General features: G+C 62.2%; 23 protein-coding genes. 9 read left to right on the top strand and 14 right to left on the bottom strand.

Annotated features, from left to right (window positions below):
- Positions 1-114 precede the first annotated feature (114 nt).
- Both NCS02_RS29350 and NCS02_RS29345 read right to left on the bottom strand, forming a co-directional pair.
- On the bottom strand, positions 115-339 hold the full coding sequence (locus tag NCS02_RS29350; RefSeq protein WP_035511697.1) for a hypothetical protein: 225 nt from the start codon (positions 337-339) through the stop codon (positions 115-117).
- Positions 340-449: 110 nt separating this feature from the next.
- Positions 450-1,061 (bottom strand): toprim domain-containing protein, encoded by a 612-nt coding sequence (locus NCS02_RS29345; RefSeq protein ID WP_250523400.1) that lies wholly within the window; start codon positions 1,059-1,061, stop codon positions 450-452.
- Between the two features lie 633 nt (positions 1,062-1,694).
- On the opposite strand from NCS02_RS29345, the gene NCS02_RS29340 reads away from it, so the two are divergent.
- On the top strand, positions 1,695-2,651 hold the full coding sequence (locus tag NCS02_RS29340; RefSeq protein WP_250520319.1) for a LysR family transcriptional regulator: 957 nt from the start codon (positions 1,695-1,697) through the stop codon (positions 2,649-2,651).
- Here NCS02_RS29340 and NCS02_RS29335 read toward each other — a convergent pair.
- From NCS02_RS29335 to NCS02_RS29320, 4 genes are all read right to left on the bottom strand, one after another.
- The gene (locus NCS02_RS29335) at positions 2,648-4,801 is read right to left on the bottom strand and encodes an FUSC family protein (protein ID WP_250520318.1); all 2,154 of its coding nucleotides are present in this window, start codon (positions 4,799-4,801) and stop codon (positions 2,648-2,650) included. The genes NCS02_RS29340 and NCS02_RS29335 overlap by 4 nt on opposite strands.
- Positions 4,801-5,724 carry an efflux RND transporter periplasmic adaptor subunit gene (locus tag NCS02_RS29330; protein ID WP_250520317.1) on the bottom strand — a complete coding sequence of 308 codons (924 nt, stop codon included), beginning with the start codon at positions 5,722-5,724 and terminating at the stop codon, positions 4,801-4,803. Before NCS02_RS29330 ends, NCS02_RS29335 begins: the two co-directional genes overlap by 1 nt.
- Positions 5,725-5,794: 70 nt before the next feature.
- Positions 5,795-6,274, bottom strand: a complete 480-nt coding sequence (locus NCS02_RS29325; protein ID WP_175980134.1) for a nuclear transport factor 2 family protein — start codon at positions 6,272-6,274, stop codon at positions 5,795-5,797.
- Between the two features lie 11 nt (positions 6,275-6,285).
- Positions 6,286-7,107, bottom strand: coding sequence for an alpha/beta fold hydrolase (locus tag NCS02_RS29320; protein ID WP_250520316.1), 822 nt, complete (start codon positions 7,105-7,107; stop codon positions 6,286-6,288).
- Positions 7,108-7,405: 298 nt separating this feature from the next.
- Between NCS02_RS29320 and NCS02_RS29315 the strand changes: the two genes are divergently transcribed.
- The 3 genes from NCS02_RS29315 to NCS02_RS29305 are packed head-to-tail and all read left to right on the top strand — an operon-like array spanning position 7,406 to position 12,153.
- Positions 7,406-9,748: an FdhF/YdeP family oxidoreductase gene (locus NCS02_RS29315; protein WP_250520315.1), complete on the top strand. Its 2,343-nt coding sequence runs from the start codon at positions 7,406-7,408 to the stop codon at positions 9,746-9,748.
- Complete coding sequence (locus tag NCS02_RS29310) at positions 9,741-11,147, top strand: cytochrome ubiquinol oxidase subunit I (RefSeq protein ID WP_250520314.1); 1,407 nt, start codon at positions 9,741-9,743, stop codon at positions 11,145-11,147. The genes NCS02_RS29315 and NCS02_RS29310 overlap by 8 nt, the downstream gene beginning before the upstream one ends.
- Before the next feature lie 16 nt (positions 11,148-11,163).
- Positions 11,164-12,153: a cytochrome d ubiquinol oxidase subunit II gene (locus tag NCS02_RS29305; protein ID WP_250520313.1), complete on the top strand. Its 990-nt coding sequence runs from the start codon at positions 11,164-11,166 to the stop codon at positions 12,151-12,153.
- Positions 12,154-12,232: 79 nt separating this feature from the next.
- Here the strand turns inward: NCS02_RS29305 and NCS02_RS29300 are convergent, their stop codons facing one another.
- Positions 12,233-13,174, bottom strand: coding sequence for a helix-turn-helix transcriptional regulator (locus tag NCS02_RS29300; protein WP_175980139.1), 942 nt, complete (start codon positions 13,172-13,174; stop codon positions 12,233-12,235).
- A 252-nt stretch (positions 13,175-13,426) separates the two neighbouring features.
- On the opposite strand from NCS02_RS29300, the gene NCS02_RS29295 reads away from it, so the two are divergent.
- The 5 genes from NCS02_RS29295 to NCS02_RS29275 all read left to right on the top strand — a co-directional run bounded on the left by NCS02_RS29295 (position 13,427) and on the right by NCS02_RS29275 (position 18,603).
- Positions 13,427-14,146 carry a FadR/GntR family transcriptional regulator gene (locus NCS02_RS29295; RefSeq protein ID WP_175980140.1) on the top strand — a complete coding sequence of 240 codons (720 nt, stop codon included), beginning with the start codon at positions 13,427-13,429 and terminating at the stop codon, positions 14,144-14,146.
- Between the two features lie 100 nt (positions 14,147-14,246).
- Positions 14,247-15,014, top strand: a complete 768-nt coding sequence (locus tag NCS02_RS29290; RefSeq protein WP_250457001.1) for an SDR family oxidoreductase — start codon at positions 14,247-14,249, stop codon at positions 15,012-15,014.
- Positions 15,015-15,027: 13 nt separating this feature from the next.
- Positions 15,028-16,347: an MFS transporter gene (locus tag NCS02_RS29285; protein WP_250520312.1), complete on the top strand. Its 1,320-nt coding sequence runs from the start codon at positions 15,028-15,030 to the stop codon at positions 16,345-16,347.
- 3 nt (positions 16,348-16,350) lie between these two features.
- Positions 16,351-17,598, top strand: a complete 1,248-nt coding sequence (locus NCS02_RS29280) for an enolase C-terminal domain-like protein (RefSeq protein WP_250520311.1) — start codon at positions 16,351-16,353, stop codon at positions 17,596-17,598.
- Positions 17,599-17,691: 93 nt separating this feature from the next.
- Complete coding sequence (locus tag NCS02_RS29275; protein WP_008346626.1) at positions 17,692-18,603, top strand: LysR family transcriptional regulator; 912 nt, start codon at positions 17,692-17,694, stop codon at positions 18,601-18,603.
- Here the strand turns inward: NCS02_RS29275 and NCS02_RS29270 are convergent.
- The 7 genes from NCS02_RS29270 to NCS02_RS29240 are packed head-to-tail and all read right to left on the bottom strand — an operon-like array spanning position 18,594 to position 24,913.
- Positions 18,594-19,517, bottom strand: a complete 924-nt coding sequence (locus NCS02_RS29270) for an SMP-30/gluconolactonase/LRE family protein (RefSeq protein ID WP_250520310.1) — start codon at positions 19,515-19,517, stop codon at positions 18,594-18,596. The genes NCS02_RS29275 and NCS02_RS29270 overlap by 10 nt on opposite strands.
- Before the next feature lie 16 nt (positions 19,518-19,533).
- Positions 19,534-20,559: an ABC transporter substrate-binding protein gene (locus NCS02_RS29265; protein WP_502800910.1), complete on the bottom strand. Its 1,026-nt coding sequence runs from the start codon at positions 20,557-20,559 to the stop codon at positions 19,534-19,536.
- Between the two features lie 50 nt (positions 20,560-20,609).
- Complete coding sequence (locus NCS02_RS29260; protein WP_175980145.1) at positions 20,610-21,452, bottom strand: fumarylacetoacetate hydrolase family protein; 843 nt, start codon at positions 21,450-21,452, stop codon at positions 20,610-20,612.
- Between the two features lie 13 nt (positions 21,453-21,465).
- On the bottom strand, positions 21,466-22,221 hold the full coding sequence (locus tag NCS02_RS29255) for an SDR family NAD(P)-dependent oxidoreductase (protein ID WP_250520309.1): 756 nt from the start codon (positions 22,219-22,221) through the stop codon (positions 21,466-21,468).
- 28 nt (positions 22,222-22,249) lie between these two features.
- The gene (locus NCS02_RS29250) at positions 22,250-23,056 is read right to left on the bottom strand and encodes an ABC transporter permease (protein ID WP_250520308.1); all 807 of its coding nucleotides are present in this window, start codon (positions 23,054-23,056) and stop codon (positions 22,250-22,252) included.
- Positions 23,037-23,891 carry an ABC transporter ATP-binding protein gene (locus NCS02_RS29245; RefSeq protein ID WP_008346614.1) on the bottom strand — a complete coding sequence of 285 codons (855 nt, stop codon included), beginning with the start codon at positions 23,889-23,891 and terminating at the stop codon, positions 23,037-23,039. Before NCS02_RS29245 ends, NCS02_RS29250 begins: the two co-directional genes overlap by 20 nt.
- Positions 23,888-24,913, bottom strand: a complete 1,026-nt coding sequence (locus tag NCS02_RS29240) for an ABC transporter substrate-binding protein (protein WP_008346612.1) — start codon at positions 24,911-24,913, stop codon at positions 23,888-23,890. Before NCS02_RS29240 ends, NCS02_RS29245 begins: the two co-directional genes overlap by 4 nt.
- Positions 24,914-24,981 lie beyond the last annotated feature (68 nt).

Below are 24,981 nucleotides of genomic sequence, written 5' to 3'. Positions count from 1 at the left end.
GAGTCGTGCGCTGTACTTGCTCATGAAAAAACACCCCAAATCGTTGAACGGGTGTCCAACTTTTGGGGTGCAGTTCATGTTTTGGCCGGATTTTTTTATTAATAGCGATGGTTATCAATGCAATAGGGTCACCCCCTGGGCGTTCGCCTGTCGACGAATGCAGTAAAACCATGCAGTGTCGAGCGTGACGCCTTGTTTCTCCAGTCGGGCATGACCGCCACGCTTCCTGTCAATCACGTCATAGGCTTCCGCCTCCGACTTCCCTACTCTGACCGAGCCGTTTTCGACGCCGGAAGTTGCCACGATCTCATACCGGCCAACAATCATGCTGAAGCTCATTTCCTCTTCTCCATTGGAAAAGCTCGGGCGGATTGCGGCCCCAGCGGGGACGAATCCCCACCGGGCAAAACTTACTGTTAGCGGCCGGACGGCCGCGGATTATTAAACAATCAAACGTGCAGTGTTTCGCGTTGGTCGCGACGCACCACCATTGCAACGGCAGGGCGATGTGCTGCCCGAGATGCGCACCACTCGTCGGCAAAATCGGTTTCGCGCTTTTTCGGACGGTGAACGATAGCCGTGTAACCCTCGGCACGCCGCCGCTTCGCCAGCTTCAATGCGGCATCTACGCCCGGTGATTTGCCGGTGCGGGGATCGACCGCATCGAAGTCCGCGAAGATGTGGACGACGCGGATGCCGAGACCGTTCGGAACCACGCAGTCGGCGAGAAGGATCCGATTCAGGCAGTACCAGACCGGCACACCGAAGAGCATGTGCGCGGCATACGCCGTCTCGAGGCCTTCCGCGACGCCGATTTCTCCATCGACTGGATCCATCAGCCGGACTGCGCCGCCGTTGAGCTTATGAAGCGTCACGTCGTTCAGCTTGGCGGGAAGGGTCTCGCCATCGTTAGTAACGATCGACGCCTTCGACGGTTTCGAGCGTTCGAGGAACGTGCGGTGCAGCGTTCCAAGACGGCCGTCCGGCAGCGTGAAGCGCGCAAGAATGCCCGGCCACTGACCGATAACCTTCTTCTCGTGACGATAATCGAGCATTGCCATACGCAGCGCTGCGGACGGCTCCGCGGTCAGACCCGGCACCCGTTCGCGCAGGTACCGCTAGGGCAACGCTATCCGGATAGCAGCCGTTTTGGGAAATGACGCATAAAAACGTATAGCTTTCGCATTCTCTCGACCGCCGAAATCGGTGTGGCGCTCTGCACGGTCAGCAGCGAGCGTGTGCCAATTAAGAGGGCGGCGATAACTGGGCACACCGGCTGTGTCAAGGTTTCTGCCTAATGGTCAATGACTTAGTAAAATGCGCTCGCCTCTGCAACGCTATCCGGATAGCGCTGCCTGACGACGGCGTGCATGACAAGGCACCCATTACTGGCAACAGGGTCGCTGAGAGGCTTCTCGCATGGGCCTCTCTTACCAGGTCGACGAGGCGTCTCTTGTGACGGCCGCCGCATTGCGACCGAGCACGGGGCTGACCGCATATGCATGCGTGAAGTCGATGGAATCGACGTCGTTATCCGATTCTCCAGTAGATATGGATACGCCCCCCTCCACCCTATACGCAAGGATGACCTGACTGTATCCACGACTGATGGCGTCGAGCGCGTTGCGAACGTATCGTGAGTCCATCGCGCGGCAGGAGCGCGCCTGAATCTTTAGCCCGGAGACAAAGCCGACATGGACAAGATCTTCAGCATGCGCGTGTTCTCGCGCGTCGCCGAGACCGGCAGTTTCAGTGGCGTCGCGAAAAGCATGGATTGCAGCGTCGGAATCGTCTCACGCGCGGTCGTTTCGCTCGAAGACAGCCTGCGCACGCGCCTCTTGCAGCGCACCACCCGCCGCGTGTCCCTCACCGATAGCGGCGAACGTTACTACCAGAAGTGCAAGGAGATCCTCGCTCAGATCGACAGCGCCGAAGCCGAGGCAAGCGACGCCGCCACCGTCCCGCGTGGACGCCTGCGCGTGCATGCTTCGCCGGACCTGGGTCTCGCGCAGTTGATGTCGGCCGTGGTGGAATACCGGCGCGCGCATCCGCAAGTGAGTGTCGATCTGAAGTTGCTGCCGGGCATGCCGGATCTGGTGCAGCAACAGTTCGACGTCTCGGTGCTGGCGGCGGCGGCGCTCCCCGATTCGGGCAACGCGTACAGGATCGTCGGGCGCTTCGAGCGTGTGCTCGTCGCCGCGCCCGGCTATCTCAGGTGTCACGCGGTGGAATCCCTCGGCGATTTGCCGACGCACGCGCGCACGCGCATCAGCGCGCCTTTCGGACACCCGTGCGACTGGCACTCGGAATTCGCCACGGACTCAGGCAGCAGAGCCGAAAACGACGGTCAGATCATGGTGAACGATGCACAAGCAATGCGCGCCGCCCTGCTCGCGGGCGCCGGCGTCGGTGCGATGCCGCACTACGTCGTCGCCGACGACATCGCGTCCGGGCGACTCGTGCGTGTCTTTCCCGATCACGCGCTGCGAACGGCGTGCGTATATGCGGTCTATCCGTCGCGACAGCATATCGATGCGAAGACCAGAACCTTCGTCGAGTTGCTCGCATCCTCATTTCAGAACCGCTTCGACGCAGCGCCGCATTCCGCAGCGGGTCTCGCCTCGACCGTCGATCGCTTTGCTATTGCTTAGGCGTGCGTATAACTACGTAAAAAGGGCGAATCGACATCCATCAGCACGCTACGCATGAAATGCAGCCGCGCGAGCAAGCTGCGCATGCGCAGGATCTCGTGGTCCGCGCCACGCATCGCTTCGATGCCGTGCATCGCGACTTCAATCTGGCTGTCGATCGCGCGAAGGCTCGCGTCGCGCGTGTTGTGCGACGGCGTATCGAGAAGTTGCATCAAACGCCGCATCGTCTCTTCCGTCGATGCGCGCCAGTCCGCAGCCACCATGCGAACCGCGTCGACATCGCGACTATCGGTGCGAAATTCGATGGATGCGTGCCCCAGTTCCAGCACGACCAGAATCCACGAAAGCGCTTGACGATACTGTGCCGTTGGCTGCGGAAGCAGCGCGCGTATCTGAGCGATGAGATCGAACGTGCCCGACTGGAAGAGCTGCCTCGCGTCGTCGAGCGGCGCGGTGCATGCGACGTTCATCTGACGTCGCAGGTCGCGAGTCAACGCAGCGACGCGCCACGGCTTCTCGACAGGAAACACGAACGTCCATGCGACCGCACATGCAAGCATCGCGAGCGTAAGCGCGATGCCGCTATTCAACAGCGGCTCGGGTGCGTAACGGATGACGCGATCCGGTCCGCCGAGGATACAGAAGAAGATGCAGAAACTGAGGCCGAAGCCGGTGAACTTCGGTCTTGTGGCAAGGAATGCGCCGAGCCCGAGCAAGGGAGTGAGGACGAAGCACAGCAGTGGAAAGCCGTCGATCGCCGGATACACGTAGTCCAGCACCAGATACGCCGCGAGCGTCGATACAGCCGCGCCCGATGCCATCTGCAACGAGAACCGGATGGGTGTCGGCGAATTCGATCCCAACGCCGACACGGCCGCCGCGCCGATGATCGCGTAGCCGCCGGCGGGCCAGTCGCTCGACAACCACCAGGCGCCGATCGTTCCGAGCACCGCACACGTCATCAGGAACGTCACTGCGATCACGCTCGTGTTCGTGACAAAGACGCGCTTGATGTCCGACTCTTCGAAGACGTGCTTCTCGTAGACGAGCGATACATACGCGTCGGCATAGTACATCCAAGACGACACGTAGTCAGACAGCAATTGAACGGCAACATCGAAATCCATCAGTGCTTGCGCGCTCACGGTGCGCGCGAGTTCCTCGCGATCCGCTTCCGCCCGCGCATTCAGACGCACGCCAAAAGCCGAGACGAGCGCGGCTCTGCGGCTGATCGTATCCTCATCGATCATTCCGGCATCGCGCGCGACGTCCAGCAAAGTCGCGAGTTCCGCGCAATAGGCGGCAACCACGTCGACCGCATGGCCACGACGCGTCGCCAGGAAACGATGCAGCGCATGCAGCCTCGTGCACAGATCCATGAACGCAGCATTGAGGCGCGCGAGACGACGAGAGCGCGATCGCACTTCGGGGTCTTCGAAAGAAGCGAATGCGCGCGTGGCTTCGAAGCCAATGACGCTGTCGATAAACTCGCCGTACTTCGTCAGGAAGCGTTCGTTGTCGATCTCGCCGCGCAACGCTTGCGCCGCGAACTTCGAGAACGATACGAAGCGCTCGCGACGGATATGTTTCAGCCGCGCGGACGACCATTGCGGCAGCACGATCGCGCTGACCACCCCGCTACAGACGATGGCGAGCAACACGGCCGCCGAACGGTTCAGCGCGGCGATGAAGAGCCCGTTCGGATCGGTCACGCTGGGAATGCCGATAAGCGCGCTCGTATAGCCCGCCAACACGAACGCATACCAGCGGACGTTGCGATAGCGCAGCGCGGCGGCGGTGCAGAGCGACACCCACAGCGTCAGCGCACCGATATAAAGCGGCGGTTGCTGCGGGAACAGCGCACCGAGCATGACCGCGACGATGGTTCCGATGATCGTGCCGACCATCCGGTAAAAGCTCTTCGACAGCACCATGCCGCTCTGCGGCTGCATCAGCACGAAAACCGTTGTCATCGCCGTGCGCGGCGTGGGGATGTCGAGCTTCATCGCGATGCCCATGGCGATGAACGCGGCAGTGAGTGTCTTTGCCAGATGCAGCCAGACGAGACCATCGGTCGCCGCCCAGCGAGCAAGCCCGAGGCGCAGCGTGCTGCGTTGCGTACGACGGGATTCGATCGCCGCGTTTCGCATTACAACGCACTCTGCACACGCGCGATGACGTCATTCGCATATCGAACGATATGCCCTTGTGATAGCCCACTGTCGACGACGACCGTGCATGTCGTCCCCGCCGTCAGCTCGACGCCCTCCGGCACGCTGTCGATGCCGATCCGCACCGGCACGCGCTGCGCGAGCCGCACCCAATTGAAGACGGGGTCGACGTTCGCGGTGAGGTCCATGCTTTGCGGATTGTCGCGGTCATAGATGCCCCGTGCGATGCTTTGCACATGACCTCGCAGCAGCGTTCCACTCATCAGGCGGATCTCCGCCGCCCGACCGACCTTCACTTCCGGCAGCTTCGTTTCCTCGAAGTAACCATAGACCCAGAACGAGTTTCGATCGACCACCGCGAGCTTCGGCGTCGAAATGCTCGCGTAGTCACCCTGCCATGTGTTCAGGTTCGTCACGTAGCCGTCGACCGGAGAAACGACGCGCGTTCGCGAAAGATTCAGCTTCGCAGCATCGAGCGCGGCTAGCGCCTGGTCGTAGGCAGCCGTCGCGGCATCGGCCTGAAGGCCGGAGTTCTGCTTGACTTCGTCGGAGACGACTTCATTGTCGAGAGCCGCGCGGCGCTTCGCATCGTCGCGACGCAGTGCCAGTTCCGCCCTGCTCGCGGCGACCTTCGCCTCGGCCTCGGCGACCGCGATGCGGTAATGCGACGGATCGATCTGCATCAGAAGATCCCCTCTTCTGACGAACTGATTGTCGTGCACCGGCACGGCGACGATCATGCCCGATACATCGGGCGCGATCGTGACGACATTGGCATGCACGCGGCCGTCGCGCGTCCACGGCGCATCCATGTAGTGATCCCACAAGGTCTTGCCGATGAACGCGGCTATCAGGAAGAGCGCCATTGTGGCAAGTACGCTCCAGACTCGCTCGATTTTCATTGCGCTCTCTCGTCGATCGCATAGGGAATGCGACCCCGCACCGCGTTGCCCGGCGCGCGGCCTCTTTTGCTCAGAGCCCCAACTCGCTGAGCCCCGGATGATCGTCCGGTCTTCGGCCAAGCGGCCAATGAAACTTGCGTTCGCTTTCGGCGATCGGCACGTCGTTGATGCTCGCATGACGATGTCTCATCAGACCATCGAAGCCGAACGCCCAGTTCTCGTTGCCATAAGAACGGAACCAGTTGCCCGCATCGTCGCGCCATTCATAAGCGAAGCGCACGGCGATGCGATTGCCGCCGAACGCCCAGAGCTCCTTGATGAGGCGGTAGTCCATTTCCTTGCGCCACTTTCTGTCGAGAAACGCGCGCACGTCCTCGCGACCGTGAACGAACTCCGCCCGATTGCGCCATTGCGTGTCGAGCGAATAGACGTGCGATACGCGATCGGGGTCGCGCGAGTTCCATCCGTCTTCGGCCTGACGCACTTTCTCGAGAGCCGTCTCGCGCGAGAACGGTGGAAATGGAGGGTGAGATTCCGGAATGTCTTTCATGGCTCTCACCATCACTTGCGAATGAATGCGAGCAGTTGCTCGTTCACGATATCGGCATGCGTTGTGCAGATGCCGTGCGGCGCGCCGGGAACGACGACGAGCGTGCCGTCGGGGACGATCTTCGCGGAGAGCTCGCCGGAGTCGTCGAGCGGCACGATCTGATCGGCGTCGCCTTGCAGCACCAGAGTCGGCATCGTCATCTTCCTGAGGTCTTCGGTGAAGTCCGTTTCCGAGAATGCCTCGATGCAGTCGTAGGCGCTCTTGATCGAGCACTGCATGCCCGCGAGCCAGAACCAGTCGATCGTGCCTTGCGAAGCGTGCGCGCCTTCGCGATTGAAGCCGAAGAACGGCGTCGCCAGATCCTTGAAGAACTGCGAGCGGTTCCCGATAACGCCCTTGCGGATATCGTCGAAAACGGAAAGCGGCAGGCCGCCGGGATTGGCCTCCGTCTTGAGCATCAAAGGCGGCACCGCCGAGATCAGCACGGCCTTCTTCACGCGCTTCGTGCCGTGACGGCCGATATAGCGGGCGACTTCCCCACCGCCCGTCGAATGGCCGATGAACACGGCGTCTTGCACATCGAGGTGATCGATCAGCTCCGCGAGGTCGTCCGCATAGCGGCTCATGTCGTTGCCAGCCCACGTCTGGCCCGAGCGCCCGTGGCCGCGTCGATCGTGCGCGATCACTCGACAGCCACGCTCGGCGAGATACATCATTTGCGCGTCCCACGCGTCCGCGTTGAGCGGCCAGCCGTGCGACAGGACGACCGGCTGGCCCGAGCCCCAGTCCTTGTAAAACAGTTCGGTTCCGTCTTTCAGTGTGAATGTGGCCATTGCAATAGCTCCTTGAATGCTCGATCAGGCGCGCCGCTCATGCAGTCGATGTTCGGCACGGCGCGTAACGCGGCGGGTCCGTCGCGTAGGGAAGGAGTATTCACGGGCATCGAAACCCAGTCTTTTCGATGCAACCGGTGTTTTAGCGTATGCACGGCGATGGCGAAGCGGCAACGCCCGCTTTCGCAATTCGTGCGGATCGCAAACGGCCCGGCTTTTATGCAAAACCCCTCGTATGCGAACGACGATCATCACGTTCACCAAACCAACGAATGGCATTGTTTGCGAGGCGAAGGAAATGAGCGAGAAGAAAGCGATACGCATCTATAGCGAGCCTGCGGGCGGCTGGGGTGCATTGAAGGCCACCGGCGAGGCGCTGAAGATCCAGGGCATTGCCGTGTCGGGCGCGCAGACGCTGCTGCGCATGAACCAGCCGCAAGGCTTCGACTGCCCCGGCTGCGCATGGCCCGATCCGAAACATACTTCGTCGTTCGAGTTCTGCGAAAACGGCGCCAAGGCGGTTGCATGGGAGGCCACCGCGATGCGCTGCACGCCCGAGTTCTTCGCGCAGCACAGCGTCTCCGAGCTTGCGGCATGGAACGATTACGACCTCGAGATGGCGGGCCGTCTCACGCACCCGATGGTCTATGACCCGGAATCGGACCGCTACGTGCCGATCGAATGGAACGATGCGTTCGCCCTCGTCGGCCGTCATCTCAACGCGCTCGAACATCCGGATCAGGCGGACTTCTACACGTCCGGCCGCGCGTCGAACGAAGCGGCGTTTCTGTACCAGATCTTCGTGCGCGAATTCGGCACCAACAACTTCCCCGACTGCTCGAACATGTGTCACGAGGCGACCAGCGTGGGCCTGCCGCAATCCATCGGCGTCGGTAAAGGCACTGTGCTGCTCGAAGACTTCGAGCATGCGGACGCGATCTTCATCTTCGGTCAGAATCCCGGCACCAACAGCCCGCGCATGATGAGCGACCTGCACGCCGCAGCCCGCCGCGGTGCGAAGATCGTGTCGTTCAATCCGTTTCGCGAGCGCGCACTGGAACGCTTCGCATCGCCGCAAAATCCGGTCGAGATGGCGACGCTCGGTTACACGAACATCAGCTCGTTTCTCTATCAGGTGCGCGTGGGTGGCGACGTGGCCGCGCTCAAGGGCATGATGAAGGCGATCGTCGAAGCCGACGATGCCGCCCTCGCCTGCGATCAGCCGCGCGTGCTCGATATCGAGTTCATCGAAGGCCATACGCACGGCATCGAAGCGCTGCTCGCCGATCTGCGCGTGACGCCGTGGGACGCGATCGAACGTCACGCAGGACTCACGCGCGACGAGATCACGAACGCGGCGAACATCTACAGGCGCGCGAACAATGCGATCCTTGTTTACGGCATGGGCATCACGCAGCATCGCCGCGGCACGGAGGCAGTGCAGCAGATCGCGAACCTCGCGCTGTTGCGCGGCAATGTCGGGCGGCCGGGGGCGGGCATCTGTCCGGTGCGCGGACACTCGAACGTGCAAGGCAATCGCACGGTCGGCATCACGGAGAAGCCGAGCGCGCAACTGATCGCGGGCATCGAGCGCGCGTTCGGCTTCACGCCGCCGCCCACGCATGGCAACGATGTAGTCGCCACGCTCGAATCGATGATGCGCGGCGAAGCGAAGGTCTTCATCGCGCTGGGCGGCAATTTCGCGGCGGCGATTCCCGACTGGGAACGCATGCAAAGCGCGATTCGCAAGCTGAATCTGACGGTGCATATCGCGACCAAGCTCAATCGCAGTCATCTCGTACATGGCAAGGACGCGCTGATACTGCCCTGCCTCGGCCGAACCGAGATCGACATTCAGGCGGACGGGCCGCAGTCGATCACCGTCGAGGATTCGATGTCGATGGTGCATGCGTCCGCCGGGCGCAACGATCCCGCATCGCCGTATTTGATGAGCGAGCCGGCCATCGTGGCGGGCATGGCGCGCGCCACGCTCGGCGAGAAGTCACGCGTGCCCTGGGAGCATCTCGTCGCGAGCTATGACCGCATCCGCGACGCGATCGAGATCGTCTTTCCGATCTTTCAGGCGTACAACGCGCGCATTCGCGTGCCGGGCGGCTTCCATCTGAGCTCGCCGGCGCGCGAGCGCGTGTGGGACACGAACACCGGCCGCGCGAATTTCCTCGTGTTCGACGGTCTCGATGAAGATCCCGCGCAGGACGATCCCGAAGCGCTCTCGCTCACGACGATGCGCAGCCACGATCAGTACAACACGACGCTCTATTCGCATTCGGATCGCTATCGCGGCGTGTTCGGTCAGCGCGACGTGGTGTTCATGAACGCGCGCGAGCTGGCGAAACGCAAGCTGCGTGCGGGCGATCGCGTCGATATCCGGGCCATTGCGCAAGACGGTATCGAGCGCGTCATCCGCAACTTCAAGATCGTCGAGTACGCGCTTCCCGACGGCTGCTGCGGTGCGTACTACCCGGAAGTCAATCCGCTCGTGCCGCTTCATGCGTTCGACCCGCAAAGCCGCACGCCTGCCTACAAGTCGGTGCCCGTCAAGGTCGTGCGTAGCGGCGCTGTCGACGATTACGCCTCGAGCGCCACCGATCAACGACACGGAACCGAACATCATGCTTGATCACGTACTCGACCTGTCGCGCGCGCAGTTCGCGATGACCGCGATCTTCCACATACTCTGGCCGATTCTCACCATCAGCCTTTCCGCGTTTCTCGTGCTCGTCGAAGTGCTGTGGATCCGCACCGGCGACGTTGCGTATTACCGGCACGCGCGTTTCTGGAGCAAGCTGCTCGTGCTGAACTTCGCGGTCGGCGTCGTGAGCGGCATTCCGATGGAGTTCCAGTTCGGCACCAACTGGGCCGGCTTCTCGCAGTTCAGCGGCCAGTTCATCGGCAATATCTTGGGCTTCGAAGGCGCGATGGCCTTCATGCTCGAAGCAGGTTTCATCGGCGTGATGCTGCTCGGCTGGGGACGGGTGTCGCGCGGCGTGCACCTGTTCGCCACGTCGATGGTCGCGCTCGGCTCCAGCATCTCGGCGTTCTGGATCATGGTCGCCAACTCGTGGATGCAGACTCCGACGGGCTATTCCATCGTCGACGGAAAGATCGTCGTGACGAATTTTCTCGCGGCGATCTTCAACCCCGACATGGTCTGGGGCGTGGGGCACATGTGGGTCGCGGCCATCGAGACGGGCATGTTCGTCATCGCCGGCATATCAGCGTGGAATCTCTACCGGCGGCGTCATCCGGAGTTCTTCGTGCGCTCGTTTCGTCTCGCGCTGCTGGTGCTGGTGTTCGTCGCGCCCTTGCAGATCTGGCTGGGCGATTCGAGCGGCGTGAGTGTGTTCGAGACACAACCTGCGAAGGGTGCGGCCATCGAAGGGCACTGGAAGACGAATGCGCCGGGCACAGGCGCGTCCTGGTCCCTGCTCGCCTGGCCGGACCGGGAGGCGCAACGCAACGACTGGTCCATCGAGGTGCCCGGCATGCTGAGCGTGCTCGGCACGCACTCGCTGCACGGACAGGTGAAAGGACTGACCGACTTCGCCCGCGACGATCAGCCGCCCGCACTGCCGCTGCTCTACTACGCGTTCCGCGTCATGGCGGGCATCGGCTTCGCGTTCATGCTGCTTGCGTTCTGGACCGCGTATGCGCTGCGCAAGACGCGCGGAAAGCTCGATGCGCTGCTCGCCCGGCGCAAGCTGTTGCTCGCGTGGGTGCTCTGCATCCCGCTGCCCTACGTGGCGGTGGAAGCGGGCTGGATCGTGCGCGAAGTCGGCCGGCAACCGTGGGTCGTGTACGGCTTGCAGCGCACGCGCGATGCCGTCTCGTCGGTTCCGGCCTCTTCGGTCTCGCTCAGTATCGCGATGTTCCTCGCCTTCTACGCCGTGCTGCTGTTCACGTTCTTCGTGCTCGCAAGACGCTGGCTGCGCGCCGGCCCCGATCTGGACATCATGCCGCCCGCCGCGATGGCCGGCGAGACGGCTCGATCGAAAGCGAACGCCGTCACCGGTTACTGAACTCAGGAGTCTGCAAATGGATAGTGCCGTTCATACGATGCTCGCCGATACATGGTTCGGCCTGATCGGGCTGATGCTCGTCTTCTATGTCGTCACCGATGGTTTCGATCTCGGCGTCGGCATCCTCACGCTGCTGCGCAGGCAGTCCGCCGACCGCGATGTCATGGTCCAGTCGATCGGTCATGTATGGGACGCCAACGAAACGTGGCTCGTCGTGCTGGGCGGCGCACTGTTCGGCGCGTTTCCCGCCGCCTATGCGCTGCTGATGGAGCATCTCTATTTGCCCGTCATGGCGCTGATCGCGGGATTGATCATGCGTGGCGCCGCAATCGAGTTTCGTCATAGCGTGGATCAGGGTCCGCTCTGGGACAAGGTGTTCGGCATCGGCAGCCTGATCGCGGCGCTCTCGCAGGGCGTCGTGCTCGGCAAGGTCATCACGGGGCTCGCGCCCGGCAAGGTGGCGCTCGCGTTCGTCGTCGTCACGGCGATGGGCGTCGTCGCGGGCTACTGCCTGCTCGGCGCGACCTGGCTCGTCGGGAAGACCTCGGGCATGGTCGAGCAATGGGCGCGCAGGATGTCCCTGCTGAGCGCGATGTTCACGGTGGCCGCCGCCGCGCCGCTCACGCTGGCGACGTGGTTCAGGAGCGATATCGGTCATGCGCGGTGGTCGCAACCGGGCGTCATGCATCTGCTGATCGTGCTCGCACTCGGCGCCGTGGCCGCGTTTGCGTTCATCATGGCATCACTCTATCTCGGCAGTTCGCGCGGGCCGTTCCGCGCATCGGTAGCGCTCTTCGTGCTGTCTTTCGCGGGACTGGCGATCAGCGTGTTCCCCGATTTCATTCCGGGCAAGCTGGGCGTTCTCGAAGCCGCTTCGGACTCGCCGACGCTCGCGTTCATGCTCATCGGCATCGGACTCGTCTTTCCGGTGATGATCGGCTACAACCTTTATCAGTATCACATCTTCCGCGGCAAGCTCGCGGGCGGCGCGCACGCGGGAGAGTGAACGATCTTCGTTGATGGACACGAAAACGCCGCCCTGGGGCGGCGTTTCATTGAAGTCGCGCCATTCGATCGGAAAGCGCTCATGCCGCGTCGAGCGTCGTCTGCCAGTGCTTCGGCGTAGCGCCGACCAGACGCTTGAAGACCGTCGTGAAGTGCGCCTGCGAGCGGAATCCGCAGGAAAGCGCGACATCGAGAATGCTGTGCTTCGAGGTGCGCAAAAGCGCCTGCGCGTGATCGATGCGCTTTTGCAGCAGGTATTCGTGCGGGCGCATGCCGGTGGCGCGCCGAAATTGCGCAGCGAAATGCATCCGTGTGAGTCCGGTGCTCGCGGCGATGTCGGCCAGGCTGATGTTGTCGGCCAGATGCGATTCGACGAACTCCGATACGCGGTTGATGCGCCATTGCGGCAGCGCCGAAGGCTCGCGTCCGCGCACGGCCGGCGCCGAGAAATGACGCGCGACGAGCCGCGACACGATTGCACAAGCGACGCTGTCGATGAACACTCTGCCAGGCGCCGCGCCTTCCGTCTTGCAGACGGCGAGCGCTTGTCCCAGACGTTCGAGCGCGGGATCGCGTATCAGCTTCGGATCGTCGAGCACGATGTCGCCCGCATGCGGCCGCTGGAACAGATCCTCGTAGCATTCCGCCAATGCCCGCTGCGGCACGAAGAGATGCAGCACATCCATCGCGGATTCGAACACGGCCGAGACGCGCGTCGCGGGCGCGGTCACTTGCACCACGCCGGCCGGCACGCGCCCGTGCAGCAGCTTGCGGCCCGCATGACGAAAGATCAGTTGCGCGCACCGGAGATTCAGGCTGACGCAATGATGCGTGCCGCTGCCTTCGTTGACGGCTTCGAGCGGCGCTTCGCCGTGATGCAGCCAGCGAGACATTGCCATTCGCTCGGACTGCGCATCCGCTGCGGGCTGCAGCACGCGCGGGCTTGGGCTGCGCCATCGGTCTTCGAGTTCGATCAGGGGCGCGCGCGGCGTCCCGGCTTGCGAAAGCAGGTCGAGCGTCATGATGTTTCCTTCTCTTGCTTGGATCTGACGGCGTGCCGAGGACCGGCACAGCGATGACTCAACGTTAAAGAAACGGAAACGGCCCGCCTAGCCGTACAAAAGGTTGACTGCCCCGCCGAATGGTTGAGCCGACCTATATCAAGGTTTGATGCGCGCGTCCGGCAATGCACTTGCACCGGGTCAACCCCGATTGTTCCGATGAAAGATCGTCTGCTACCTTCCAAATCATACGTATGATCTAGAGGGAGCTGAATGCCGACCTTGCACAGGCAAGTCCTCAATCAAATGGGCGAACAGATCTGCGCGGGCAAATTCGCGCCCGGCGACATCCTGCCGGCCGAAGGCGAACTCGCCGAACTCATGCAGGTGAGCCGCATCACGATTCGCGAGACGATGAAGTCGCTGTCCGCGAAAGGCATGCTGCAGGTGCGGCGCCGTCACGGCACGATCGTGTTGCCGCGCTCGCACTGGCAGTTGTTCGATCCCGACGTCATCACATGGCGCGCACGTTCGGGCGTGGTCGATGACGACCTCATCCGCGACCTGATGGAACTGCGCACGATCATCGAGCCGAATGCCGCGAAGCTCGCGGCGAAGCGCGCGACGCCCGAGGACCGCATCGCGGTGCGTCGCGCATTCAAGGCGATGGAGCGCGCCGTTGCAGGACAAGGCGAATACGTGCCGGCGGACCTCGCGTTCCACGGTGCGATTCTCACGGCATGCCACAACCAGTTTGTTCAGCAGATGCAAAACGCGCTCTCCGCAATTCTGCGCACGAGCTTTGAGTTGAGCTCGGAGATCGAGGGCGGCCCCGCCCGCTCGCTGCCGATGCACGAAGCGTTGTGCATCGCGATCGAACAAGGCGATGCACATGCGGCGGAGCAAGCCGTGCTCACGCTGATCGAACGCGCGGAAAAGGACTTCGACGATCGCGCGGCGCTTGCCCGCACCGTGAACGACACCCCTTCATAGCAATACATCATCGTTTGGCAACCAGGAACGCAGCCTCGCCAAAGAGGCTGCGCGGACGCGCTCGCGTCGACGTTTCGACCGCATCACCTAAGGAACACGCATGAACAAGTTGTTCGATCTCAATGGCCGAACGGCCCTCGTCACGGGTTCGGCACGCGGCATTGGCTACGCGCTCGTGGAAGGACTGGCGAGGGCGGGTGCGCGCGTTATCGTCAACGGCACGAAAGCCGAAACCGTCGATGCCGCTGTCGGCCGTCTGCAGGCACAAGGCTTCGACGCACGCGGCCGCGCATTCGACGTCACCGATGAAGCGTCGGTTGCCGCTGCGTTCGCCGCGTGGGATGCGGAGGGCATCGAAGTGGATATCGTCGTGAATAACGCGGGCATTCAGTTCCGCAAGCCGATGATCGAGCTCGCGCTCGCCGACTGGCAACGCGTGATCGATACCAATCTGACGAGCGCATTCATCGTCGCGAAGGAAGCCGCGCGTCGCATGATCGAGCGCAAGCGCGGCGGCAAGATCATCAACATCGGTTCGCTTACGAGCGAAGGCGCGCGCGCGACCGTTGCGCCTTACACGGCCGCAAAAGGCGGCATCAAGATGCTCACGCGCGCGATGAGCGCCGAATGGGCGTCATTCGATATTCAGGCGAACGCGATCGGCCCCGGCTACATCCTGACGGACATGAATCAGGCGCTCGTGGATAACGCGGACTTCGACCGGTGGGTCAAGAACAGCAATCCGTCGCAGCGCTGGGGCAAGCCGGAAGAGCTCGTCGGTACGGCGGTGTACCTCGCGTCGGCTGCATCGAGCTATGTGAACGGGCAAATCATTTACGTCGATGGCGGCTGGCTCGCCGTACTTTGACATCGGAGACATCATGGACAACATCAAAACGGTCGCACCGCAAAGATGGTGGCATCTCATGCCGATCATCTTCATCACGTACAGCCTCGCTTATCTGGATCGCGCGAACTACGGCTTTGCGGCGGCCGCGGGCATCGACAAGGATCTGGGCATCACGTCGGCGACCTCGTCGCTGATCGGCTCGCTTTTCTTCCTCGGATACTGCCTGTTTCAAGTGCCCGGCGCGATCTACGCACAGAAGAACAGCGTCAAGAAGCTGATCTTCGCGAGCCTCATCTTGTGGGGCCTATGCGCCGCCGCGACCGGCATGGTGAGCAACATTCCGACGTTGATGGCGCTGCGCTTCATCCTCGGCATCGTCGAAGCGGCGGTGATGCCGTCCATGCTCATGTACATCAGCCGATGGTTCACGCGCACGGAACGCTCACGCGCGAATACGTTCCTCATTCTCGGCAATCCGGTCACGGTGCTGTGGATGTCGATCGTGTCGGGCTATCTCATTCGCAACTTCGGCTGGCGCGAAATGTTCGTGATCGAAGGCGTGCCCGCGATTCTGTGGGCCATCGTGTGGTGGTTCACGGTAAAGGATCGTCCCGCCGATGCCCCTTGGATGAGCGACAAGGAGAAAGCCGATTTCGATGCCATCCTCAAGTCCGAGCAGGCGCATATCGCGCCGGTGCGGGACTACAAGGCGGCGTTCCGTTCGTCCATCGTGCTCAAGTGCTGCGCCATTCACGCGTTGTGGAGTATCGGCGTATACGGCTTCATCATGTGGCTGCCGTCGATTCTGAAGTCGGCGTCGAAAACGATCGATATCGTCTCGGTCGGCTGGCTCTCCGCCGTGCCGTATCTCGCGGCCATCGTTTTGATGCTGCTCGCATCGTATCTGTCCGATAAAACGCGCAATCGAAAGCTCTTCCTGTGGCCGTTATTGTTGATCGGCACGGTCGCGTTCGTGGGTTCGTATCTCGTCGGCACGTCGAATTTCTGGCTGTCGTTCACGTTGCTCGTGATCGCGGGCGCCACGATGTACGCGCCTTACGGACCGTTCTTCGCGCTCGTCCCCGAGCTGATTCCGAGCAATGTGCTCGGCGGCGCGATCGGTCTCATCAACGCGTGCGGTGCGCTCGGCGCCTTCCTCGGCGCGTGGCTCGTCGGCTATCTGAACGGTGCGACGGGCAGTCCTTCCGCATCGTATGTGTTCATGGCCGCGGCGCTGCTCGCGTCGGTCGTCCTCATGATGCTGGTGCCCGCGCAGACCGGCCAGCGCTCGACACCCAAGGGAGGCACGGGCAGCAAGTCCGATTCCGTGACTTCTCTTCTCGTGAAATAACTCATGGCAACGCTCATCACCGACGTCAAGGTCATCCTGACCGCGCCTGAAGGCATCAATCTCATCGTCGTCAGGGTCGAGACGAATCAGCCCGGCTTGTATGGGCTCGGCTGCGCGACCTTCGCGTACCGGCATCTCGCGGTCAATTGCCTGATCGAAGATTACTTGCGGCCCTTGCTGATCGGGCGCGATGCCGAGGCGATCGAAGAGCTCTGGCAATTGATGCATCAGAACGCGTACTGGCGCAATGGACCGATCGAAAACAACGCGATCTCGGGCATCGATATGGCGTTGTGGGACATCAAGGGCAAGCAGGCGAACATGCCGCTGTATCAGTTGTTCGGCGGCAAGGTGCGCGAAGGCGTGCCGATCTATCGTCATGCGGATGGCCGCGATCTCAACGAACTCTGCGACAACATTCAGCGATATCGCGAGCAGGGCATCACGCATGTTCGCTGTCAAAGCGGCGGATACGGCGGCGGCGCATTCGGCCGCGCGCCATCCAATGCGCCGGAAGGCGCTGCGGACGGCATTTACCTCGACAGCCGCAAGTACATTCGCGACACGCTCAAGCTGTTCGATGGCATCCGCAGCAAGATCGGCTTCGATGTCGCGTTGTGCCACGACGTGCATGAGCGTCTGAAGCCGGTGGAGGCGATTCGCTTCGCCCGCGAGCTCGAGCCTTTCGAGTTGTTCTTTCTCGAAGATGCGATCGCGCTCGAAGAAGGCGAATGGATGCGCCAGTTGCGCGAGAAAACCACGACGCCGCTGGCGCAAGGCGAGCTATTCAACAATCCGTATGAATGGCGCTTTCTGATTACGGAGCGGTTGATCGACTTCATTCGCGTGCATCTGAGTCAGATCGGCGGCATCACCGCGGCGCGAAAACTGCAGATCTTCGCCGAGCAATTCGGCGTGCGGACGGCCTGGCATGGTCCGGGCGACATGTCGCCGCTCGCGCACGCAGCGAACATTCATATCGACCTTGCATCGCGTAATTTCGGCGTGCAGGAATGGTCGGGCACCGAGCCGCCGAACTTCGTGATTCAGGAACTGAAAGGTCCGCGTGAGGCACTGCTCGATGTGTTCCCGGGACTTCCTCAGTTTCGCAACGGCTTCGTTCACGCCAACGAAAAGCCGGGCTTGGGCGTCGATCTCGATGAGCGTGAAGCGGCGAAGTATCCGTGCGAGCGTAACGTCACGCTATGGACGCAGACGCGCTTGATGGACGGCGGGTTGCAGACACCCTGACGGCTGCGCTCGATTGACTTCCTGCCGGCTCCATGGCTATTCTCGCGTCATGAAAACGTCGCGGCGCGAGCGATCGCGTCCCCGGAGATTCACTTGCGCTTCGACCTCCAATCGCTGAAGCTTTTCGTCGCCGTCTGCGAACACGGCAGCATCGCGCGGGCTGCGGAATTCGAGAACATCGCGGCTTCGGCGCTCAGCAAGCGCATGTCGCAGCTCGAAGACATCCTCAAGACGGCGTTGTTCGTGCGTAGCAACAAGGGGCTGGAATTGACCGTCGCGGCGGCAGCACTGCTGCAACACGCACGGACGCTGCTGCGCGACATCCAGCAGATGGAAAGCGAATTGCTCGACCACGCGGAAGGCGTTCGCGGTCAGATCCGGCTACACGCCAGCCTCTCCACCATCGTCCAGTACATCGCCAAGGATATCCGCGATTTCCTGGATCTCCATCCAGCTTTGCGCATCGACCTTCAGGAGAGCCTGAGCCCTGCTGTCGTGCGCGCCGTTTCCGAAAACACTGCCGATATCGGCGTGTTCGGCGGCACCACGGTAACTGCCGGCCTGCAGGTCTATCCGTACCGAAGCGACCGCCTCGTGGTCATCATGCCGCCCGATCATCCGCTGGGCCGTGCCGGCCGTCTCAAGTTTCGCGAGGTGGCGCGATATCCGCTCGTGGGGCCTCAGGAAGGAAGCTATCTGAATTCGCTGGTGTTGCGCGCGGCGGCAGACCTCGACCATCCGCTCAAGCTGTCTATCCGGGTCAATGGCTTCGAGCCGGTGCGCAGCATGGTCGAAGCGCGCCTTGGCGTGGGACTCGTGCCCGAGCATCACGCCGAGCGCTACGTCAGCTCGGCGCCGCTGGTTGCTGTCCTGCTGGACGAACCGTGGGCCGAGCGGCACTGGAAAATCTGCGTGCGTGAGGCGGAGTCTCTTCCCGCACCCGTCCAGCTCTTCCTCAAACACCTGCTCGCAAGCGCGCAGCAGCAGCCCGGCAATCACGAATAAGCTAGCCTCAATCCGGGTTCCGGCCACGACAGCACACCCAGACGCCCGGTGCCGGACATCGTGACATACGCTGTCTTCATGTCGGCGCCTCCGAAGCAGATGTTCGTCACCATGCCATCGGGGACCATGACTTGCCGCATCACCTCGCCGGTCGGCGCGACCACGGTGATGCAACCCGTGACGAGCGTCGCTACGCAAATGTTTCCTGCCGCGTCCACGGCCAGGCTGTCGAATCGCTGGTAGCCCGGAAGCCCGCACACGAGACGTCCGCCGTGCGGCGATGGATAGGGATGCTTGCGCGCCCGGCCGGGTTCCTCCAGGTCGAACGCCCATAAGCGCGCCGTTTCTGTTTCGGCGACGTAGACCACGCGATCGTCGGGCGACAGACCGACGCCGTTCGCGGTAGTAAGCGGATACGCGACTTCGACGATCATCGACCCATCGGCTCGCGCGTAATAAAGACCCGCGTGATCGCGATCGCGCAGCCGGTTCTTGCCGAAATCAGTGAAGTAAAAACCGCCTTCGTGGTCGAACACGATGTCGTTCGGCCCGCACAGCGGTTGATCGCCGCAGCGCTCGTAGAGCGTCGTCAGCGTGCCCGTGCGCGGGTCGAACCGTTCGATCCGCCCACTCGTATAGCCTGGATGGATACCCGGCCGAGTGCGATTGAGCCCCGCAACGGTACGGAACAGGAATCCCCCGTTGTTGCAGATGTAGAAAGCGCCGTCCGGACCCACAGCGAGACCGTTCGGCCCTCCGCCTGTTTCCGCAACGACGCTCACGCTGCCGTCGACGGATACGCGGCTGATCGTCTCGCGCTCGATTTCGACCAGCACGACCGAGCCATCGGCCATCGCCACCGGTCCCTCGGGGAACATCAGGCCCTCCGCCAGGATGCGGATGTCGCTCTCCATGTCTGGTCTCCTCGGTTCAACGCTTGTCCGCATTCTCGACGAAACGGTTGTAGTATGTGGTCTTCAGGTCGATCGATGCTTTGCCGATTTCGGGATCGAATGCGGTCAGGACATCGTGTACGGTATGCGCGGCGGCGTCCGTCATCAGGCCGTCGCGCGAAATGCAGCTTCGCATGTTGGCGTACGCACGAGCGAAGACATCCTTTTCGGCCAGCGCATATTGCTGCGGCACGGCGGCGGCGACCTGTTCGGGCGTTGCATGCGCCATCCAGCGCTCGGCCTCGACGATCGCATTCGTCACCGCTTGCACGGTATTCGGATACTTGACGAGAAAATCTCTCGTCGTGTACATGGCCGCTTCCGGATAGTCGCCGCCCAGTGTCGCGCGCGTGCCGGCCGGGTCTCGCATCACGGCCAACGGAAACAGATCGCCGCTGCCCTGCAGAACGGTGGCGACCGGGTCGTTGCTCATCAACGCGTCGATCTGACCGCTGCGCGCCGCAGCGATCGCTCCGGCAGATGAACCCACGCCGATGATCGACACGTCGCCGGGCTTCAAGCCGGACTTGCTCAGCAGATAGTTCACGCCCATATGAAAGCTCGATCCGGGCGAACTCACGCCGATACGCATGCCTTTCAGGTCCGCATAAGTCTTGACCTTGTCGTGGCTCGCGCGCGTTGCACCGAACACCCATCCGGGGCACGAGGCCAGCGTCACGAACGAGACCAGCTTCTGCCCCTTGGCGGCCATGGTTATCGTATTGGAATAGGCGCCTGCCACGATGTCGGCACTTCCGCCCATCATCGCCTGCAGAGCCTTGGCGCCTCCGCTGAACACGCCGATCTCGACATCCAGCCCGGCCTGTTTGAAGTAGCCCCGGCTGTCCGCAATGACGAACGGCAGGTAAGGAAAGCCGACGCCCGCCGCCGCCAGATGCAGCTTCGGCTTCTCCGGCACAGGCGCGCCGCTCGCGGCCGATGCAGCCGAGACGGCAGCGAAGATTGCCAATGCAATGGAAACCTGACGCCAAAGCGCTGTCACGATAGTTTGTCTCCGTCGAATATTTCTCGCGCGACCGTGCCGCGAAGCGTTCAACCCTGCACGACGTTCTGGCGCTGCTGCCCGAGGCCCTCGATGCCCAGCGTCACGATATCGCCCGCTTTCAGATAGACCGGAGGCTTCTGCCCCAGGCCGACTCCGGGCGGCGTGCCCGTGGAAATAATGTCGCCCGGCTGCAATGACATGAACTGCGACAGGTATGAAACCAGATATCGCACGCCATACACCATGGTGACCGTACTGCCGTTCTGATAGCGATGTCCGTTGACTTCCAGCCACATCGGCAGCGTCTGCGGGTCGGGAATTTCGTCTGCGGTGACGAGCCAGGGCCCGGTCGGACCGAACGTATCCGCCGACTTGCCCTTGGTCCATTGGCCCTGACGCTCCGCCTGAAACGCGCGCTCGGACACATCGTTGATGACGCAATAGCCCGCGACATGGTTCATCGCATCGGCCTCGCCGACGTACTTGGCCGTCTTGCCGATGACCACGCCCAATTCGACTTCCCAGTCGGTCTTGAGCGAGTCGCGCGGAATCTCGATCGAGTCGTTCGGACCGACGATCGCACTCGTGGCCTTCATGAAGATGATCGGCTCCGGCGGCACCGTGGCGCCGGTTTCCGCTGCGTGGTCGGAATAATTCAGGCCGATGCAGATGAACTTGCGCGTGCCGCCCACGCAGGGGCCCAGACGCGGATTGCCTTCCACGCGCGGCAACGACGCAATGTCCAGCGCTTTCAGACGTGCGAGGCTATCCGGCAGCAGAGCGTCGCCGGCGATATCGGCAACATGGTTCGACAGGTCACGGATATGTCCATCGGCATCGAGAAGGCCCGGCTTCTCTTCGCCCGGTGAACCGTAGCGCAAGAGCTTCATATGTATGCTCGCTTCAGTAGGTGGCGCGCCCGCCGGACAGATCGAAAACCGCTCCGGTGGTGAAGGAATTTTCTCCGCTGACGAGCCACGCGATCATGGCGGCGGCTTCATTCAGTTCGAGGAAACGGCCCCGCGGAATCTTGCCCAGCATGTACTCGATATGCTCGGGCGCCTGCTCCATCGCGCCGGGCGTGCGCGCAACGGCCGGTGTCACGCAATTGACCGCGATGTCGTGACGTGCCAGCTCCTTTCCCAGCGACTTCGTCATTGCGATGACCGCGGCCTTCGCCGAGCTGTAGGCCGCCGCATTCGGATTGCCTTCCTTGCCGGCGACCGAAGCGAGATTGACGATACGGCCGTAGTTCTGACGGACCATTTCCGGGACCACCGCACGGCAGCAATGGAACGTGCCGTTCACGTCGATCTCCATGACCTGCTTCCAGATATCGATCGGATAGTCGATCAGAGGCGCATTCGGGCCGACGATCGCCGCGTTGTTGACGAGGATATCGATACGTCCCATCGATTCCAGCGTCGCCGCGACAGCCGCTTGCACGCTCGCGTAATCGGCAATGTCGACGCGCTCGAAGCGAACGTCGTGCCGGCGCAGTTGAGTACGGGCCTGCTCGATGCCAGCAGGATTCACGTCCCAGACCACGAGTCGCGCACCGGACTCGAGCAGCCGGCGGCCGACTTCGAGACCGATGCCTTGGGCGCCGCCCGTCACGACAGCGACGCGGTCCGCCAGATTGATTGTGTTCGTCTGCAATTTAGTCCCTTCAGGTTGGATCGCGCGTTCACGCGCTGGCGGCAACGGTCTGTCCGGCCACGGGGCGCCAGCGCAGCAGATAGTCTTCGATCATCGATACGGCCGTATCGAGCACTAGCGCGAACACGGTCAGCACCAGAATCCCCGCGATGACCGAGTTGATATCGAACACGCCTTCGGCCAGCAGAATCAGATAGCCAACGCCTTTCTCCGAGCCCAGATACTCGCCCACCACGCTGCCGACGAACGCGATGCCGATCGCGTTGTGCAGGCTCGAAAACACCCAGCTCGTCGCCGATGGCAGATACACATGCCTCATCAGTTGACGCGAGTTCGCCCCGAGCATCCGCGTATTGGAGAGCACGGTCGGGCTCACTTCGCGCACACCCTGGAACACGTTGAAAAAGACCACGAAGAAGACGAGCGTCACGCCCAAGGCGACTTTCGACCAGATGCCCAGCCCGAACCAAAGCGCGAAAATCGGCGCGAAAATCAGGCGCGGCATGGAGTTCATCGCTTTGATGAACGGATCGAACACGACCGCCAGAAACGGGCTAAGGGCAAGCCAGAGACCGCATCCCAAACCCAGAACCGTGCCGATTGCGAACGCAAGCATCGTTTCGAGCAGCGTCGTGTACAGATGGCGAAACACCGAGCCCGTGACGAACCACTCGACGATGCGACGCGCCACGCCTACCGGATCGCCGAAGAAGAACGGCGACAGCCATTTCTGATACGTGCCGAGCCACCAGATGAACAGGACGCCGAGCAGGATTGCGAGCCGCGTCGCCAGAACGGTGAAGCGATTGCTTGGACTAAACTCGATTGCGCGCATAGCTTTTCAGAACCTCGCCTCTAAGCACGTCCCATATCTGGGTGTGCAGTTGAAGGAAACGCTGCGTCATCCGGATCTCCGACATCTCGCGCGGCCGCTCGAGATCGATCTCGAACTCAGCGATAGGTCGTGTACCCGGTCCCGCCGATAGCACGATGACCCGGTCGGAAAGCGAGATCGCCTCTTCGAGATCGTGAGTCACGAACATCACGGACTTGCGGTCGTTCGACCACAGCCGTAACAGCTCGTTTTCCATCAGATGACGGGTCTGGATATCGAGCGCGCTGAACGGTTCGTCCATCAGAATGATGCGGGGATTGAGCGCCAGGGCTTGCGCGAGACCGGCCCGCTTGCGCATGCCGCCCGACATCTGATGCGGATATTTCTTCCCATGACCTTGCAGCCCTACTCGCTCGAGCCAGCCGCGGGCGACGCTCAAGGCTTCTTCGCGCGGCATCCCGCGAAAGATCAGGCCGATGGCAATGTTCTCTTCGGCGGTCTTCCACGGCATGAGCGCATCGACCTGGAACAGGTAGGCGGCCTGCGTGTTGAGACCGTGAGTCAGTTTCTTGCCGAACACGCTCAGGCTGCCCGACGAAGGCCGGGTAAGCCCGGCGGCGACGTTCAACAGTGTCGACTTGCCGCAACCCGTAGGACCGACGATCGAGACGAACTCGCCGTCTCGTATCGTCAGGCTTCCGCCGGAAACCGCGGTGTAGGTCTGCGCTCTCTTGCCGTTGCCGGCAAAAGTGCAGGTCACGTTGTCGAAGCGTAACGCTTCACGCGCTTCCGCCGGTCCGCTGTCGAGCGGGACGCTATACGCGGCGGTGCTCATGGCTGGACCTCTGCCGCCTTTCTGACAAATCGATTGTCGTAGGTCGTGGCGAGGTCGATCTTGGCCGAGGCCACCGCCGGGTCGAAGGCCGCAAGCACTTCATGCACCGTTTGGGCGCCCTTGGCCGTGATTTCCCCGTTCTGCGCGATGCAGCGTCGGCTGTTCGTGAAGGCCTCGGCGTAGAGCGCCTTGTTGTCGCCCAGAAACTGCGGCGGCACGTTGTCGGCGACCTGTTGCGGCGTCGCCGTGGCGATCCACTTTTCCGCGCGCACGATCGCATTGGCGACTGCCTGAACCGTCTTCGGATTCTTGTCGATGAAGTCCTGCGTCGCGAATACGCTCGACTCGGGATAGTCCGCCCCGAACACCTTCACGTTGCCGTCCGCCGTACGCATGTTCTCGAGCGGTCTCAGGCTGCCGTCTTTCGTCAGGATCGTGGCACTGGGATCGTTGACGATAAGGGCATCGATTTGCCCCGCACGCACCGCCGCAACGGCGCCGGCCGCCTGCCCCACCCCGATGATCGATACGTCCGAAGGCTGCAGCCCCGCCTTGTGCAGGATGTAGTTGACCGCCATGTGCGTGCTGGAGCCTGGCGCGCTCACGCCGATTCGCATGCCCTTCAAATCCTTGGGCGACTTGACGTCGGTCTCGTGTTTCTGCGATACGCCGAAGATCCATCCCGGGCAAATCACTTGTGCGGCCACCACGACGAGGTGCTGACCCTTCGTCGCCATGGTGATCGTGTTCGAGTACGCGCCCGCCACCATATCGGAGCTGCCGCCCAACAAGGCCTCCAGCGTCTTCGAGCCGCCCGAGAATGCGGCGATGGTTACGTCGAGCCCCTCGTCCTTGAAATAGCCGCGCTGCTTGGCGACGAGCATCGGCAGGTATGTGATGCCCGTCGACGCCGCCGCGATGTGCAGCTCAGGCTTCTCAGGCGTGTCCTTCGCCACTGCCGTGGCCGATGCGCAAACGAGTCCCACGGCTGCGCACAGTGCAACTGCGAGTTTCAGCTTCATGGTTGTCTCCTCCCTTTCAAGGGATGTCGGTGCGAAAACTGCCCTGCAAGGCTGGCCTTGCGTGATCG

Origin of the sequence: Caballeronia sp. NCF2 (assembly GCF_023631205.1) — a bacterium.
Classification (GTDB): Bacteria; Pseudomonadota; Gammaproteobacteria; order Burkholderiales; family Burkholderiaceae; genus Caballeronia; species Caballeronia zhejiangensis.
This window is presented reverse-complemented; position numbering and strand designations above follow the sequence as displayed.

Coding starts and splice junctions, on each gene's coding strand:
- NCS02_RS29350 (WP_035511697.1), bottom strand. CDS start 339: ATGAGCTTCAGCATGATTGTTGGCCGGTATGAGATCGTGGCAACTTCC.
- NCS02_RS29345 (WP_250523400.1), bottom strand. CDS start 1,061: ATGGCAATGCTCGATTATCGTCACGAGAAGAAGGTTATCGGTCAGTGG.
- NCS02_RS29340 (WP_250520319.1), top strand. CDS start 1,695: ATGGACAAGATCTTCAGCATGCGCGTGTTCTCGCGCGTCGCCGAGACC.
- NCS02_RS29335 (WP_250520318.1), bottom strand. CDS start 4,801: ATGCGAAACGCGGCGATCGAATCCCGTCGTACGCAACGCAGCACGCTG.
- NCS02_RS29330 (WP_250520317.1), bottom strand. CDS start 5,724: ATGAAAATCGAGCGAGTCTGGAGCGTACTTGCCACAATGGCGCTCTTC.
- NCS02_RS29325 (WP_175980134.1), bottom strand. CDS start 6,274: ATGAAAGACATTCCGGAATCTCACCCTCCATTTCCACCGTTCTCGCGC.
- NCS02_RS29320 (WP_250520316.1), bottom strand. CDS start 7,107: ATGGCCACATTCACACTGAAAGACGGAACCGAACTGTTTTACAAGGAC.
- NCS02_RS29315 (WP_250520315.1), top strand. CDS start 7,406: ATGAGCGAGAAGAAAGCGATACGCATCTATAGCGAGCCTGCGGGCGGC.
- NCS02_RS29310 (WP_250520314.1), top strand. CDS start 9,741: ATGCTTGATCACGTACTCGACCTGTCGCGCGCGCAGTTCGCGATGACC.
- NCS02_RS29305 (WP_250520313.1), top strand. CDS start 11,164: ATGGATAGTGCCGTTCATACGATGCTCGCCGATACATGGTTCGGCCTG.
- NCS02_RS29300 (WP_175980139.1), bottom strand. CDS start 13,174: ATGACGCTCGACCTGCTTTCGCAAGCCGGGACGCCGCGCGCGCCCCTG.
- NCS02_RS29295 (WP_175980140.1), top strand. CDS start 13,427: ATGCCGACCTTGCACAGGCAAGTCCTCAATCAAATGGGCGAACAGATC.
- NCS02_RS29290 (WP_250457001.1), top strand. CDS start 14,247: ATGAACAAGTTGTTCGATCTCAATGGCCGAACGGCCCTCGTCACGGGT.
- NCS02_RS29285 (WP_250520312.1), top strand. CDS start 15,028: ATGGACAACATCAAAACGGTCGCACCGCAAAGATGGTGGCATCTCATG.
- NCS02_RS29280 (WP_250520311.1), top strand. CDS start 16,351: ATGGCAACGCTCATCACCGACGTCAAGGTCATCCTGACCGCGCCTGAA.
- NCS02_RS29270 (WP_250520310.1), bottom strand. CDS start 19,517: ATGGAGAGCGACATCCGCATCCTGGCGGAGGGCCTGATGTTCCCCGAG.
- NCS02_RS29260 (WP_175980145.1), bottom strand. CDS start 21,452: ATGAAGCTCTTGCGCTACGGTTCACCGGGCGAAGAGAAGCCGGGCCTT.
- NCS02_RS29250 (WP_250520308.1), bottom strand. CDS start 23,056: ATGCGCGCAATCGAGTTTAGTCCAAGCAATCGCTTCACCGTTCTGGCG.
- NCS02_RS29245 (WP_008346614.1), bottom strand. CDS start 23,891: ATGAGCACCGCCGCGTATAGCGTCCCGCTCGACAGCGGACCGGCGGAA.
- NCS02_RS29240 (WP_008346612.1), bottom strand. CDS start 24,913: ATGAAGCTGAAACTCGCAGTTGCACTGTGCGCAGCCGTGGGACTCGTT.